This is a genomic window from Micromonospora sicca (assembly GCF_003172935.1).
GTDB lineage: Bacteria > Actinomycetota > Actinomycetes > Mycobacteriales > Micromonosporaceae > Micromonospora > Micromonospora sicca.
Window position 1 is genome coordinate 1 of the sequence record NZ_QGKS01000141.1, and the last position, 13,335, is coordinate 13,335.

Genomic DNA, 13,335 nt, shown 5'->3' on the forward strand with positions numbered 1-13,335 from the left:
GGGCAAGCTGATCCCGCATGGTGTGCAGGGCGCCCAGTCGAAGATTGACCTGAACGACGAGCAGACCGCCAACGCGGAGGCGATCATCGCGGCGACGAAGAAGGCCGGTCTGCCGGAGCGGGCCGCGGTCATCTCGATCGCCACCAGCCTGCAGGAGTCGAAGCTGGAGAACCTGGGTCACCTGGGTGACCGCAACGACCACGACTCGCTGGGCCTGTTCCAGCAGCGCCCGTCGAGTGGTTGGGGCACGCCGGAGCAGATCACCGACCCCGAGTACGCCACCCTGGCGTTCGAGAAGGGTCTCAAGCAGGTCGACGGGTGGCAGGACATGCCGCTGACCGAGGCCGCCCAGACGGTGCAGGTGTCGGCCTACCCGGACGCCTACGCCCAGTGGGAGCAGCAGGCCGCCCACATCGTCGCCCAGCACTGGAACAGCTGACCCAACCAAGCAACACGCAATACGCCGCTGGCCGGCACCCCGGACACACGGGGTGCCGGCCAGCGGCATTTCCACGTACAAACACAAGACCGTGACCGCCGGGCGGACGGTGACCAACGTCAGGGCTGGGGGCGACCGTCCCCGGCGCAGGGATCAAGCCCGACCACCCGAAGCCGGGGACGGTCGCCCCCAGCCCCCACACCCCAACCAGGAAGACTCAGGTAGCGCTGAGATGCCCGGTGAGGAGCAGGCACAGGACCAGGGTGCCGAGCGCCACCCGGTACAGCACGAAGAGGTACAGGGTGTGGTGGGCGACGTAGCGCAGCAGCCAGGCGATGGCCGCGTAGCCGATGCCGAAGGCGATCAGCGTCGCGACGGCCATCTGCGCCACGCTCGGCGCGGCGGTGCCCGGCGCGGAGGGCTCGAACACGTCCGGGATGCTGAACACGCCGGATATCACCACGGCCGGGATGGCCAGCAGGAACGAGTACCGCGCCGCCGTCTCCCGGGTGAGGTTCAGCAGCAGGCCGAAGGTGAGCGTGCCGCCGGACCGGGACACGCCGGGGATCAGCGCCATGGCCTGGGCGAAGCCCATCACGACACCGTCGCGCATCCGGAAGTTCTCCAGCGTGCGGGTCTGCCGCCCCCAGTACTCGGCGAAGGCCAGCACCAGCGCGAAGAAGATCAGCGTGAAGGAGATCAGGTACAGGTTCCGGCCGGCGGTGCGGATCTGGTCCTTGAACAGCAGGCCGAAAATGCCGATCGGGATGGTGCCGACGATGACGTACCAGCCCATCCGGTAGTCGAGGCTGGACCGGACCGAGCGGTCCACCAGTCCGAGCACCCAGGTGCGGGCGATCCGCCAGATGTCCTTGAAGAAGTAGATGAGCACCGCCGCCTCGGTGCCCAGTTGGGTCACCGCGGTGAACGAGGCGCCCGCGTCCCGGCCGAAGAAGATCGCCGAGGTGATGCGCAGGTGACCGGACGAGCTGACCGGCAGGAATTCCGTGAGCCCCTGGACGATGCCCAGGACGATGGCCTCGACCCAGGTCACTCTCCGACTCCGGAGAGTTCCAGCGCCTCCGCGACGGTCCGCAGGGTCTGCACGCCGCTGTCCCGGTCGGCGACGAAGAGGGTCACCGACAGGGTGGTGACGCCGGCGGCGGCGTACTCCCGCATCCGCTCGGCGATGCGCTCCTTGGGGCCGAGCAGCGAGGTGCGGTCGATGAACTCCATCGGGATCGCGGCGGCCGCGTCCCGCTGCCGCTTGGCCAGGTAGAGGTCCTGCACCTCGCGGGCGGCGTCGCCGTAGCCCATCCGGGCGGCCAGCTGGTTGTAGAAGTTCTGCTGCCGGCTGCCCATGCCGCCGACGTACAGGGCGGCGTACCAGCGGACCAGCTCGGCGCAGGAGGCGATGTCGTCGCCGACCACGACCGGGACGGACGGGACGACGTCGAAGCCGGCCAGTTCCTTGCCGGCCTTCGCCCGGCCGGCCCGCACGGAGGCGAGCTGCTCCTCGGCGAACTCGGGGGCGTAGAACACGGCGAGCCAGCCGTCCGCGATCTCACCGGCGAGTTCGAGGTTCTTCGGCCCGACCGCGGCCAGGTAGATCGGGATGTGCTCGCGCGGCGGGTGGAAGCCCAGCCGGAGCGCCTTGCCGGGGCCGTCGGGCAGCGGCAGGGTGTGGAACTCGCCGTCGTACGCGACCTCCTTGCGGGCGATCGCCATCTTCACGATGTCGACGTACTCGCGGGTACGGGCCAGGGGCTTGGCGAAGCGGACGCCGTGCCAGCCCTCGGAGACCTGCGGGCCGGAGACGCCGAGGCCGAGCCGGAACCGGCCGCCGGAGAGCGCGTCGATCGTGGCCGCCGTCATCGCGGTCATCGCCGGGGTCCGGGCGGGGATCTGCATCACCGCGGCGCCCACGTCGATCCGCTGGGTCTGGCCGGCCATCCAGGCCAGCATGCTGGGCGAGTCGGAGCCGTAGGCCTCCGCCGCCCACACCACCGAGTAGCCGAGCCGGTCCGCCTCCTGGGCAAGCGCCAGGTGGTCGGCCGGCGTGCTCCACGCCGTCTGGTATCCGAGGCTGAGCCCGAGTCGCACTGGTCCTCCCACCGTCCGCACCACAGGTCGCATCAGGTTACGCAATGCGGGCGGTGACCACGATCACCGGCTGCCCTCGAACGCGTCACACCCGTTCGGCCGGTGGGGCAGGAACTTGACTTCGGGCGAGGATATCCGTGACGCCGGGTTCGAAATAAGGTTCACGCATGCAACAGCGACCGCTCGGCCGAAGCGGGCTGGCGGTTTCGCGGCTCGCGCTCGGCACCATGACCTGGGGACGGGACACCGACGCGGACGACGCGGCCGCCCAGCTGAAGAGCTACCTCGACGCGGGGGGCAACCTCGTCGACACCGCCGACGTGTACGCCGACGGCGACGCGGAGTCGGTCATCGGCTCCCTGCTGGGCAGTCTGGTGCCCCGGGAGGAGCTGCTCATCGCCACCAAGGCGGGGCTGCGGCCGGGCAGCGGCCGCCGCCGGGACGGCTCGCGCGGGCACCTGCTGCGCACCCTGGACGCGTCGCTGCGCCGGCTCGGCACCGACCACGTCGACCTCTGGCAGGTCCACGGGTACGACCCGGACACCCCGCTGGAGGAGACCCTTTCCGCCCTGGACCACGCCGTGTCCAGCGGGAAGGCCCGGTACGTCGGGGTGTCGAACTTCTCCGGCTGGCAGACCGCCCGGGCCGCCGCCTGGCAGGCCGCCTGGCCCGGCCGGGCCCCCGTGGTGGCCGCCCAGGTGGAGTATTCGCTGCTGGAGCGGGGCGTGGAGCGGGAGGTGCTGCCGGCCTGCGAGGCGATGGGGCTGGGCGTGCTGCCCTGGTCGCCGCTGGGCCGCGGGGTGCTCACCGGCAAGTACCGGCACGGCCGGCCGGCGGACTCCCGCGCCGCCTCGCCGCACTTCGAGCGGTTCGTCGCCACCTACCTGGAGCCGCGCTGCTCCAGCATCGTCGAGGCGGTGGCCACCGCCGCCGGCGGGCTGGGCGTCTCCCCGCTGGAGGTGGCGCTGGCCTGGATCCGGGACCGGCCGGGGGTGACCGCCCCGATCCTCGGCGCGCGTACCGTCGGCCAGCTCCTCGGCGCGCTCCAGGTGGAGCGGATGACCCTGCCCGAGGAGATCGTCACCGCGCTGGACGACGTCTCCGCGGTCCCGGTCGGCTACCCGGAACGCGACGGCTGACCCGTCCACGGGACGCGACGTGGATCACCGGCAGGGGGTGGCGAACCGGGCCCGGCCTGGGCAGCATGGAACGCATGGACTACGAATACGCGCCGCTGCGGTTGCCGCCGAATGTCGACCGGGTGACCGCCGCGGCGCAGCTGGCGATCCAGGCGGAGTTCTCCGGATGGGAGTTGGCCCGGGTGCGGCTGTTCCGGGACGGTACGCGGCAGGTGATGTTGCGCCGTCGGCGGATCAACCAGCCGCAGCCGGGCCTGTCGTACTGAGCGACGGCGGACGTACGGTCCCGGGCCCGACCGGGTGGTCGGGCCCGGGCGCGGCACGGCCTAGTGGGCGTGGTCGTGCTCCTCGTCCAGCTCCAGGAACGGGTGCTCGTCGAGCCGTCCCACGAGACGGTCGTCGGCGGCCGGCTGGAACGGGCCCATTGGGTCGTCGTCGTCGAATGACTCCAGGTCGACCGGGGTGCCGACCTCGCTGACCATCACCACCCCGTCGAGCGGTTCGAGCTCCGGGACGTCCAGCGCGCTGAGCGAGCCGTCGCCGCTCTGCAGCAGCTCCAGCACCGCCTCGCCGACGCCCTCGACGGGTGCCGGCTCGTCCTCCTCCGTGCCCTCCCGGCGGGCCGCCTCGGCCACCCGGATCAGGGCGGCCACGCTCGGCACCCGGTAGTCGCGGCGCTGCCGCACCGAGATCACCCGCGGGTGGGGGTCGGTCGCCTCGACGCCCTCGGCGCCGCCGAAGCGCTCGTCGGCCTCGTCCGGGTCGATCGACTCGACATCCCAGGGAGTGACCTCCCCGTACGCGTCGAGCAGCTGCTCGTCGTAGGCGACCGAGGCGTTGTTCAAGGCGACGTACGCCTGCCAGACGTCGTCGTCGTCGATCCGGCCCTCGGCGGCGCGGACGGCGGCCAGGTGGGCGCGGGCAGCGGCGATCACGCGCTCGAGAGCGGCGTCCAGCTCACCGTGCTGGTCGGTCATGTGAGGCAGTCCCTTCGCGATGGGGGAGGATCCGCGTCGGCGGTGACGCCGCGGACACGGTTAGCAACTGCGGAGAAACCGGTCGAGAACCCGCACGCCGAACTGTAGCCCGTCCACCGGGACCCGCTCGTCGATGCCATGGAACAGGCCGGAGAAATTGAGGTCGGCGGGCAGCCGCAGCGGCGCGAACCCGAAGCAGCGGATGCCGAGCTGGGAGAAGGCCTTGGCGTCCGTGCCGCCGGAGAGCATGTAGGGCACGGGCCGGGCGCCCGGGTCCTCGGCGCGCAGCGCGGCGGACATCGCGTCGACCAGGTCGCCGTCGAAGGTGGTCTCCAGGGCGGGCTGCCGCTGGATGTACTCGATGTCGATGTCCGGCCCGATCAGCTCGCGCAGCTGCGCCTCCAGCAGCTCCGACTGGCCGGGCAGGCTGCGGCAGTCGATGGTGGCGGTGGCCCGGCCGGGAATGACGTTGTCCTTGTAGCCGGCGGCCAGCCGGGTCGGGTTGGCGGTGCTGCGGATCGTCGCGCCGATGATGTTGGCGATCGGGCCGAGCTTGGCGATCGCGGTCTCCGGGTCGTTCGGGTCGATCTCGATGCCGAGCACCTCGGAGACCTCCTCGAGGAAGGCCCGCACGGTCGCGGTGACGGTGACCGGGAAGCGATGCCGGCCGACCCGGGCGACCGCCTCGGCGAGCGCGGTGACCGCGTTGTCGTCGTGGACGAACGAGCCGTGCCCGGGGCGGCCCTTGGCGTGCAGCCGCAGCCAGTCGATGCCCTTCTCGGCGGTCTCGATGAGGTAGAGCCGCTGGGACTCGTCGATCGAGTAGGAGAAGCCGCCGACCTCGCCGATCGCCTCGGTGCACCCGTCGAAGAGGCCCCGGTGCCGCTGGGCGAGGAAGTGCGCGCCGTAGTCGCTGCCGGCCTCCTCGTCGGCGGTGAAGGCGAGCACGATGTCCCGCGCCGGACGGACCCCGGCGCGCTGCCAGCCGCGGACCACGGCGAGCACCATGGCGTCGAAGTCCTTCATGTCGATCGCGCCCCGGCCCCAGAGGTAGCCGTCGCGGATCTCGCCGGAGAACGGGTGCACCGACCACTCGTCCGGGTCGGCGGGGACCACGTCGAGGTGGCCGTGGACCAGCAGCGCGTCGCGGCCCGGGTCCGTGCCGGGGATCCGGGCGACGAGGTTGGCCCGGCCGGGCGCCGACTCGTGGATCTCCGCGTCGACGCCGACCTCGGCCAGCTTCTCCGCCACGTACTCGGCGGCGCGCCGTTCGCCGACGCTGGTGTCGTTGTCCCCGGTGTTGGTGGTGTCGATCCGCAGCAGGTCGCGGCAGAGGCCGACGACCTCGTCGGTGGGGTCGGGTCGGGCGGAGGCGGCGTCGCTCGTCATGGGCTCTTCATACCAGCCGGGGCGACCCGGTGGCGCGCCCCGCCTCGCTCCCCGGGGCGCGCCGGCGGCCCGGACGGCGGACGGCCCGGTTTCGCGCGCGCGGCGGTCGGGTACCGCCGCAGTCGTCCCCGCACCGCCCAGCGGGCCGCCGGCCCCCGCCGGCCACCAGTCGAGGAGGGCACCATGACCGTCCCCCTGCCGCCGCTGCCACCCGCCGCCGACGAGGCGTACCGGCCGGGCGGCCGGAGCCTGGCCGACCTCGTCGACGCCGAGCACCGGCAGCTGCTCGGTCTGGCCGACCAGGTCACCGACCCGGATCTGGCCGCGGAGCGCCGGCGCGAGGTGATCGACGTGCTCACCGCCGCGGTGTCCCGGCACCTCTCCGCCGAGGAGCAGTACCTCTTCCCCGCCGCCCGGGCCGCCGTGCCGGCCAGCGCCGAACTGGTCGACCGGGAGATCGAGGCGGACGCCGCGCTGCTCACCGCCCTGAAGGGACTGTCCGGCCCGGACGACCCCGCGCTGGCCGAGGTGGCCGACCGGGTACGCCGGCACGTCAGCCGGGTCGCCGCGCTGATGACGCCGCTGCGGGCGGTGGCCACCGACGCGGAGCTGATCCGGCTGGGCAACCGGTGGCAGATCGCCGAGGAGGCGGCGCCGACCCGGCCGCACCCCGGCACCCCGGCCACCCCGCCGTGGAACAAGATCGTGGAACCGGCGGTGGGCGTGGTGGACAAGCTCCGGGACGCGGTGACCGGCCGGCGTACCCAGCTGGCGGACCTGGAGCGGCAGCCGAAGACCTGACCCCACGCCGGTACGCATCGGGGGAGGCCGATGCCGTTCGGGCCTTCCGTCCATCGGTGCGTGGCCCTACCGTCACCCTATGAATCTGGAGCTGCGACACCTCCGGGTGGTGTGCGCGATCGCGGAGACGGGGAGCGTGACCAAGGCGGCCTCGACGCTCGGCCTGGCCCAGCCGGCCCTGACCGCCCAGCTCCAGCGCATCGAACGGATCCTGGGCGGGCCGCTGTTCGAGCGGGACCGGCGGGGCGCCCGCCCCACCGCGCTGGGCGAGCTGGTGCTGGCCCGGGCCCGGGTGCTGCTGCCGGCGATGAAGGGCCTGCAGGACGAGGCGGCGCGGCTGGCCGGGGCGGGCGACCCGCTGGGCCGGTACCGGTTCGGCGGGGTGAACAGCCCGATCCTCGGCCGGTTGGTGCACCGGCTCGCCGCCGAGCAGCCCCAGCTGCAGATCACCACGTACGCCTCCTGGTCCGTGGACGAGCTGGCCCAGCTCGTGGCCGGTGGGCGGCTGGACTTCGCGCTCACCGGGGTGTGCGGCGACGCGACCCCGTCGGCGGAGTTCGCGCTGAGCTGGCGGGAGGTCGCCGTCGACCCGGTCCTCGTGCTGCTGCCGCAGACCCACCCGATGGCCGACCGGGAGGAGGTGCGGCTGGCGGACCTGCGGCGGGAGCAGTGGGTGGCGGCGCCCGGCGACGGCTGCTTCGGCGACTGCTTCGCCGCCGCCTGCGCCCGCGCCGGCTTCACCCCGCGGAAGCTGTACGAGACGGACGTCCGCGGCTGCATGGACCTGGTCGAGGCCGGCGAGGCGGTGGCGCTCTGCCAGGCCACCTTCCGCCCGGTCGCCGGGCTGGTCACCCGCCGGCTGGCCGGGACGCCGCTGCGCTGGCGGCTGCTGCTGGGCTGGCACCCGGACGCCCCGGCCGCCCGGGTCGCCGAGGCGGTGCTGGAGACCGCGGTGGCCGCGTACACGGACGCGCTGGCGCCGCACCCGGACTACCTGGCCTGGCTGCTGCGCCACCCCGACTTCGGCGCCCAGCCATCGGCGGCCCGGCCGCCCGGCGGGGTGCGAACCGCGTGACGGCGGGTATCAGGGCAGCATGACCGATCTGTACCCCGCGGCCGACCAGCGGGAGCTGCTGCGTCAGGCGGCCGCCGCGCACACCGCCGCCTCCCGGGACGTCGAGACCTACCTGCGCCGGCTGCCCGACGTGCCGGACCCGGCCGACATCACCGAGTACGCCAACCTGCTCACCCGCGAGGAACGGGCCCGCCTCGACCGGCAGGCCGCCGCCGACGCCGCCGGCCTGCAGCTGCCCAGCATGGAGTCCGAGTAACCGACCGCGCGGAACGGCACCCGGGGTTTGCCGGGTGCCGTTCCGGTCGTGGCTCAGCGTTCGACCAGGACGTCGTGGCCGAGGTCGAGCAGCGAGTGCCGCCACTCGTCGTCGGCGTTGCCCCGCTGCGGCTTCTCGTCCACCAGGGACTGGATGCGGTCGATGGCGTCCCGCATCACCTCGATGTCCTCCGGGGTCAGGTCCACCTTCCGCTTGCTGAGCACGTGCAGGATCTGCCGCCCCGGCTCGGGCAGGTTCAGGTCCGGGTTCGGGCCGAACGCCTCCTCGCCCGACCCCCGCGTGAGCAGCCACTGCCGCAGCTGCTCGGAGGGGACGTTCACCTGGGCGTGGAAGTCGTCCCAGATCACCTCGACCTCGGGATCCAGCCGCTTCTCGCGTACCATCACGCCTCCTCTCCCGCCGGCGGCCCGGACGGCGCCGGGTCGCCCTCGTCGGTCCGCTGCTTCACGCCCTCCGGCGGCACCTTCACCCGGGACGGGTTGGCCGTCGGGGGCGCGACGATCGGTTCGCTGCGCTCGGTGTCCTCCCGGGACTCCTCCGGTTCGGTCATGTCCGCCCTCCGGTTCATCGCGGGTGGGACGTCGTCGCCGCCGTGTAGTCGCCGGCGGTCACGTCGAAGGCGAGCTGCCCGTCGCGCGCGTCGACGATGACCTTCTGGCCGGGCGAGATCTCGTTCTCCAGCAGCTTCCGGGAGAGCCGGTTGTCGACCTCCCGCTGGATCACCCGGCGCAGCGGCCGGGCGCCGAACTCGGGCTGGTAGCCGTGCTCGGCGAGCCAGTCGATCCCGGCGGTGGTGAACTCGACCTGGATGTCCTGGGCGTGCAGTCGGCGGCGGGTCTCCTCCAGCATCAGCCCGGTGATCTGGCGCAGCTGCTCGGCCTCCAGCCGTTGGAAGATGATCACCTCGTCGATCCGGTTGAGGAATTCGGGGCGGAAGTTCTCCTGCAACCGGCGCATCAACCGGTCCCGCAGCTCGGTGGCTTCCTGTTCCCGGCCGGGCTCGCCGACACCGAAGCCGACCGTGCGCTGGGTGCCGGTGATCAACTCCGAGCCCAGGTTGCTCGTCATGATCAGCACGGTGTTCTTGAAGTTCACCGTCCGGCCCTGGCTGTCGGTGAGCCGGCCGTCGTCGAGCACCTGCAACAGGATGTTGAAGACGTCCGGGTGCGCCTTCTCGATCTCGTCCAGCAGCACCACCGCGTACGGTCGGCGGCGCACCGCCTCGGTGAGCTGGCCGGCCTCCTCGTAGCCGACGTACCCGGGCGGGGCGCCGACCAGCCGGCTGACCGTGTGCCGTTCCTGGAACTCGCTCATGTCCACCCGGACCATCCGGTCCGCCTCGCCGAAGAGCGCCTCGGCCAGGGCCCGGGCCAGCTCGGTCTTGCCGACGCCGGTGGGGCCGAGGAAGAGGAAGCTGCCCATCGGCCGGTCCGGGTCGGCCAGCCCGGTCCGGGACCGGCGGACCGCCTCCGCGACGGCGCTGACCGCGTCGTTCTGGCCGACCACCTTCTCGTGCAGGTACCCCTCCAAGCGCAGCAGTCGGTCGCGTTCCTCCTCGGTGAGCTGGTTGACCGGGATGCCGGTGGCCCGGGAGACCACCTCGGCGATCTCCTTCGGCCCGACCGCCGGCACCTGGTTGGGGCCCTCGTCGCCCCGGGCGCGGCGGATCTGGTCCTCCAGCTCGCTGATCCGGTCGCGCAGTGTCGAGGCGCGCTCGTACTGTTCGCCGGAGACGGCCTGCTCCTTGTCCCGGCGCACCTCGTCGAGCTGCTGTTCCAGGTCCCGCACGTCCGCGGCGGGGGTGCGGGTGCGCAGCCGGACCCGCGCCCCCGCCTGGTCGATCAGGTCGATCGCCTTGTCCGGCAGAAACCGGTCGGTGACGTACCGGTCGGAGAGCTCGGCGGCGGCGACCAGGGCCTCGTCGGTGAAGCGGACCTGGTGGTGCGCCTCGTACCGGTCGCGCAGGCCGCGCAGGATGGCGACGGTGTCCTCGACGGTGGGCTCGGGGACGAAGACCGGCTGGAACCGACGGGCCAGCGCGGCGTCCTTCTCGATGCTGCGCCGGTACTCGTCCAGCGTGGTCGCGCCGATCACCCGCAGCTCGCCGCGGGCCAGCGCGGGCTTGAGCATGTTGGACGCGTCCATGCCGCCCTCGCTGCCGGCGCCGCCCGCGCCGACCAGGGTGTGGATCTCGTCCAGGAAGATGATCAGCTCGTCCCGGTGCGCCCGGATCTCGTCGATCACCTTCTTCAGCCGTTCCTCGAAGTCGCCCCGGTACCGGGTGCCGGCCACCAGCCCGGCCAGGTCGAGCTGGACGACCCGCTTGCCGATCAGGGTCTCCGGTACGTCGCCGTCGCAGATCCGCTCGGCCAGCCCCTCCACGATGGCGGTCTTGCCCACGCCGGCCTCGCCGATCAGCACCGGGTTGTTCTTGGTCCGGCGGGAGAGGATCTCCACCGCCTGTTCGATCTCGTCGGCCCGCCCGATCACCGGGTCGATCTGGTCGGCGCGGGCCAGGTCGGTAAGGTCCTGACCGTACTGGTCGAGGGTGGGGGTGCCGCGGTCCGGCTTGGGGCCCTGGCCGCGTTCCGCGCTGGCCGCCTGCAACGACTCCGGTTGGACCCGCCCGGCGGCGAGCATCCGGCCCGCCGGCGACTCCGGGTTGAGCGGCAGGGCCATCAGGATGTGCTCGGGACCGATGTAGTTGGCGCCCATCGCCCGGGAGAGCTGGTGGGCGTCGAGCAGCGCCCGCTTGGCCGCCGGGGTGAGCGACAGGTTCGGTGGCACCTCGCCACGGGGCGCCCCGTCGCCGCGCCCGCCTAGGGCGTTGACCAGGGCGTCCGGGTCGGCGCCGGCACGGCGTACCAGGTCGCGCAGCGGTTCGCGTTGCAGCGCCGCCCAGAGCAGGTGGTCGGTGTCCAGGTCGTTGCTGTGCTTCTGGGCCGCCCGGCGGGCCGCGTCGGCCAGCATCTCCCGCGCGTCGGCGGTCATCAGCCGGGTGATGTCGACCCGGTGCGGCGGCCGGCGTCCTCCCTCGCCCCGGCCGAAGTAGCGGGCCAGGAATTCGTCCCACGGGTCGGAGCCGAAGTCGCCGGGTCCCATCATCTCTGTCCTCCGGAGTCGGGCGCGGCACGGTCGCCGAGGGCAACCCGTGGGCGCGGCACGGTCGGCGGTGGCTACCCGGCGGTCGGCGCGACAAACGCCCCCGGGTGGCACGCTGGGGGCATGCAGACCAGTCCGCTGCTCGTCGTCGACGGCGCCAACGTGGTCGGGTCCCGCCCGAACGGCTGGTGGCGGGACCGGGCCGGGGCGGCGGCCCGGCTGCGGGACGCTCTCGTCCCGCTGGCCGAGCGCGGGGTGCCGCCGGAGCTGGCCCCGCCGGTGGAGGTGGTGCTGGTGGTGGAGGGCGCGGCGCGGGACGTCCCGGGCGTCCCGGGGGTCCGGGTGGTCTCCGCGCCCCGTTCGGGTGACGACACCATCGTCGAGCTGGTCGCGGCCGCGCCGGACCGCCGCCGCGTGGTGGTCACGGCCGACCGCGAGCTGCGCGCGCGGGTGGCGGCGCTGGGGGCCGAGGTGCACGGCCCGCGCTGGCTCCGCCCGGCCGCCGGCTGACCGGCGCGCCCCTGGTCCGCCACCGCCGCCGAGAGGCGACTCGTGGATCGGACCGGCCGGTCCGTCGACGGGACCGCGCCGCGCCCGGCCGGCCTTTCCGCACCTCAGACGCCGAATCGGACAGCCGGGCAGGAACACCGCGGGGGCGGATTTTCGCTCACCGAGCGGGATGGGTTGTAATGGAGATCTCCCCGCCCCCAGGAGGTCCCCGTGGCGAGCGTCGCCGAGCTGAAGGCAGCCATCGATGTCGCCCTTCAGCAGATAGGTGACGGGCAGACAGCCGTGCAGGCGGCCGGCGAGAAGCTGGCCGAGGCGCAGCAGACGCTGGCCGGCGCGCTGGAGGGCAGCGGGCACGAGACGGTCGAGGCCGCGCAGGCCTCGCTGACCCAGGCCAGCCAGGAGCTGGAGGAGTGTCTCGCCGCGACACTGGTGGCGGTCGAGCAGGCGCAGCTCTACGTGTCGACCCTGTAGAGCCGGCCGTGTCCATCATCGAGGACGTCGGCGCGCAGGTCCGCGCCGCTGCCGAGGAGCTGCCCCTGGCGCAGCTGGGGCTGGCGTTGGAGAAGTTCGGCCAGGCCACCGAGCGGCTGCGCTGGGTCCGGCAGGAGTCCGCGAACCCGATGGGCGTACCGGAACTCTCCGCCGCCACCGAACACGCCGAGACCGCCGGCTACGCGCTGCGGGTCGCCCAGGAGCAGCTCGCCGGCTATCTGGCCGCGATCGGACTGGCCGCCGACGGCGCGCCCGCGCCGAAGCCGCAGGAGCGGCGGCCGACGCACGACGCGGCCCGGGACGCGGCGCCGACGGCACCGGGGGCCGGGCCGGAGCGGGGCGCCGACCCGGCGATGCGGCGCTGGTGGTCGGTGCGGGTGGCGGAGCTGACCGGCGGCCGGGAAGGGCCGCCGGACGAGCCGGACGAGCGGGTCGGCGACGCCCGCGAGCTGCTGCGCCGGGTGGTCACCGGAGTCCGCGCCGGTGACCGGGACCGGCTGCACACCGAGCTGCGCCGGGCGCACGCCGACGTCGGGCTCGGGCTCGCCGCGGTCGCCCCGCCGCTGCTGCGCGGCCTGGCCGGCGAGCTGCTCGGCCACCCGCCCAGAGCCGACGACCTGGGCCGGCTGCGCCGGGAGCTGGACGGCCGGGTCCGGGACCTGCTGCCGGGGCTGCCGCCGCCGGTGCTGGACACCCTGCTCACCCGGGTGTGCCGGATGCCCCCGCCCCGCCGCGCCGGCGACCAGGAGCAGCCGCACGCCGCGGACCCCGCGGTCACCGCCGGCGTGCTGACCGGGGTGCTGCTCGCCCGGCTCGGCCGCGACCTGCCGACCGACGCCGACGAACGGCAGCCGGCCCGGGGCTCCGATGCCTGACGTCCGCGGTCAACTGGTCACCCGGGTCCGGGTGATGCTCTCCGAGGCGCTCGGCGCGACCCGCAACCGGTTGTCCGCCGCGGACGCCGAGCTGACCGCCGGCGCGGAGCGGCTGGCCCGGGTGCGGCGCGCCGCGGCGGCCGTACCGGACCGGGT

Annotated in this window: 16 protein-coding genes; 9 read left to right on the top strand and 7 right to left on the bottom strand. The window is 73.7% G+C overall.

Going from position 1 to position 13,335, the window contains the following annotated elements:
* Nucleotides 1-439, top strand: a 439-nt coding sequence (locus tag DKT69_RS06700; RefSeq protein WP_109800705.1) for a hypothetical protein, incomplete at its 5' end; no start/stop codon positions are given.
* 217 nt (nt 440-656) lie between these two features.
* Here DKT69_RS06700 and DKT69_RS06705 read toward each other — a convergent pair.
* Together DKT69_RS06705 and DKT69_RS06710 are read right to left on the bottom strand one after the other, a co-directional pair.
* Nucleotides 657-1,493, bottom strand: coding sequence for an undecaprenyl-diphosphate phosphatase (locus tag DKT69_RS06705; protein WP_109800706.1), 837 nt, complete (start codon nt 1,491-1,493; stop codon nt 657-659).
* Nucleotides 1,490-2,542, bottom strand: a complete 1,053-nt coding sequence (locus DKT69_RS06710; RefSeq protein ID WP_109800707.1) for an LLM class F420-dependent oxidoreductase — start codon at nt 2,540-2,542, stop codon at nt 1,490-1,492. The genes DKT69_RS06705 and DKT69_RS06710 overlap by 4 nt, the downstream gene beginning before the upstream one ends.
* 167 nt (nt 2,543-2,709) lie before the next feature.
* Between DKT69_RS06710 and DKT69_RS06715 the strand changes: the two genes are divergently transcribed.
* Together DKT69_RS06715 and DKT69_RS06720 are read left to right on the top strand one after the other, a co-directional pair.
* Nucleotides 2,710-3,681 (top strand): aldo/keto reductase, encoded by a 972-nt coding sequence (locus DKT69_RS06715; protein WP_109800708.1) that lies wholly within the window; start codon nt 2,710-2,712, stop codon nt 3,679-3,681.
* 74 nt (nt 3,682-3,755) lie between these two features.
* Nucleotides 3,756-3,947 carry a DUF5703 family protein gene (locus DKT69_RS06720; RefSeq protein ID WP_089014793.1) on the top strand — a complete coding sequence of 64 codons (192 nt, stop codon included), beginning with the start codon at nt 3,756-3,758 and terminating at the stop codon, nt 3,945-3,947.
* Between the two features lie 60 nt (nt 3,948-4,007).
* On the opposite strand, the gene DKT69_RS06725 is transcribed toward DKT69_RS06720, so the two are convergent.
* Both DKT69_RS06725 and DKT69_RS06730 read right to left on the bottom strand, forming a co-directional pair.
* A complete protein-coding gene (locus DKT69_RS06725; RefSeq protein WP_109800709.1) occupies nt 4,008-4,658 on the bottom strand; it encodes a hypothetical protein in 651 nt (216 codons plus the stop codon).
* Nucleotides 4,659-4,718: 60 nt separating this feature from the next.
* Nucleotides 4,719-6,047: a M20/M25/M40 family metallo-hydrolase gene (locus tag DKT69_RS06730; RefSeq protein ID WP_109800710.1), complete on the bottom strand. Its 1,329-nt coding sequence runs from the start codon at nt 6,045-6,047 to the stop codon at nt 4,719-4,721.
* Nucleotides 6,048-6,230: 183 nt separating this feature from the next.
* Here DKT69_RS06730 and DKT69_RS06735 point away from each other — a divergent pair, with 183 nt between their 5' ends.
* From DKT69_RS06735 to DKT69_RS06745, 3 genes are all read left to right on the top strand, one after another.
* Nucleotides 6,231-6,848, top strand: a complete 618-nt coding sequence (locus DKT69_RS06735) for a hemerythrin domain-containing protein (protein WP_109800711.1) — start codon at nt 6,231-6,233, stop codon at nt 6,846-6,848.
* A 79-nt stretch (nt 6,849-6,927) separates the two neighbouring features.
* Nucleotides 6,928-7,923, top strand: a complete 996-nt coding sequence (locus tag DKT69_RS06740; protein WP_109800712.1) for a LysR family transcriptional regulator — start codon at nt 6,928-6,930, stop codon at nt 7,921-7,923.
* Nucleotides 7,924-7,942: 19 nt separating this feature from the next.
* On the top strand, nt 7,943-8,179 hold the full coding sequence (locus DKT69_RS06745; protein ID WP_109800713.1) for a hypothetical protein: 237 nt from the start codon (nt 7,943-7,945) through the stop codon (nt 8,177-8,179).
* Nucleotides 8,180-8,232: 53 nt separating this feature from the next.
* On the opposite strand, the gene DKT69_RS06750 is transcribed toward DKT69_RS06745, so the two are convergent.
* From DKT69_RS06750 to DKT69_RS06755, 3 genes are read right to left on the bottom strand one after another with little or no spacing between them, the layout of a single operon-like run.
* The gene (locus tag DKT69_RS06750; RefSeq protein ID WP_109800714.1) at nt 8,233-8,583 is read right to left on the bottom strand and encodes a DUF3140 domain-containing protein; all 351 of its coding nucleotides are present in this window, start codon (nt 8,581-8,583) and stop codon (nt 8,233-8,235) included.
* Nucleotides 8,583-8,750, bottom strand: coding sequence for a hypothetical protein (locus tag DKT69_RS38180; RefSeq protein WP_161557779.1), 168 nt, complete (start codon nt 8,748-8,750; stop codon nt 8,583-8,585). Before DKT69_RS38180 ends, DKT69_RS06750 begins: the two co-directional genes overlap by 1 nt.
* A 14-nt stretch (nt 8,751-8,764) precedes the next feature.
* Entirely contained in the window at nt 8,765-11,305 is a 2,541-nt protein-coding gene (locus DKT69_RS06755; protein ID WP_109800715.1) for an ATP-dependent Clp protease ATP-binding subunit, read from the bottom strand.
* A 120-nt stretch (nt 11,306-11,425) separates the two neighbouring features.
* Between DKT69_RS06755 and DKT69_RS06760 the strand changes: the two genes are divergently transcribed.
* The 3 genes from DKT69_RS06760 (at nt 11,426) to DKT69_RS06770 (ending at nt 13,179) form a co-directional block, all read left to right on the top strand.
* Complete coding sequence (locus tag DKT69_RS06760) at nt 11,426-11,812, top strand: hypothetical protein (RefSeq protein WP_109800716.1); 387 nt, start codon at nt 11,426-11,428, stop codon at nt 11,810-11,812.
* 210 nt (nt 11,813-12,022) lie between these two features.
* Nucleotides 12,023-12,283, top strand: a complete 261-nt coding sequence (locus DKT69_RS06765) for a hypothetical protein (RefSeq protein WP_007076395.1) — start codon at nt 12,023-12,025, stop codon at nt 12,281-12,283.
* Between the two features lie 8 nt (nt 12,284-12,291).
* Nucleotides 12,292-13,179: a hypothetical protein gene (locus tag DKT69_RS06770; protein ID WP_109800717.1), complete on the top strand. Its 888-nt coding sequence runs from the start codon at nt 12,292-12,294 to the stop codon at nt 13,177-13,179.
* Nucleotides 13,180-13,335 lie beyond the last annotated feature (156 nt).

Coding starts and splice junctions, on each gene's coding strand:
- DKT69_RS06720 (WP_089014793.1), top strand. CDS start 3,756: ATGGACTACGAATACGCGCCGCTGCGGTTGCCGCCGAATGTCGACCGG.
- DKT69_RS06735 (WP_109800711.1), top strand. CDS start 6,231: ATGACCGTCCCCCTGCCGCCGCTGCCACCCGCCGCCGACGAGGCGTAC.
- DKT69_RS06755 (WP_109800715.1), bottom strand. CDS start 11,305: ATGATGGGACCCGGCGACTTCGGCTCCGACCCGTGGGACGAATTCCTG.
- DKT69_RS06740 (WP_109800712.1), top strand. CDS start 6,928: ATGAATCTGGAGCTGCGACACCTCCGGGTGGTGTGCGCGATCGCGGAG.
- DKT69_RS38180 (WP_161557779.1), bottom strand. CDS start 8,750: ATGACCGAACCGGAGGAGTCCCGGGAGGACACCGAGCGCAGCGAACCG.
- DKT69_RS06745 (WP_109800713.1), top strand. CDS start 7,943: ATGACCGATCTGTACCCCGCGGCCGACCAGCGGGAGCTGCTGCGTCAG.
- DKT69_RS06725 (WP_109800709.1), bottom strand. CDS start 4,658: ATGACCGACCAGCACGGTGAGCTGGACGCCGCTCTCGAGCGCGTGATC.
- DKT69_RS06730 (WP_109800710.1), bottom strand. CDS start 6,047: ATGACGAGCGACGCCGCCTCCGCCCGACCCGACCCCACCGACGAGGTC.
- DKT69_RS06750 (WP_109800714.1), bottom strand. CDS start 8,583: ATGGTACGCGAGAAGCGGCTGGATCCCGAGGTCGAGGTGATCTGGGAC.
- DKT69_RS06760 (WP_109800716.1), top strand. CDS start 11,426: ATGCAGACCAGTCCGCTGCTCGTCGTCGACGGCGCCAACGTGGTCGGG.
- DKT69_RS06715 (WP_109800708.1), top strand. CDS start 2,710: ATGCAACAGCGACCGCTCGGCCGAAGCGGGCTGGCGGTTTCGCGGCTC.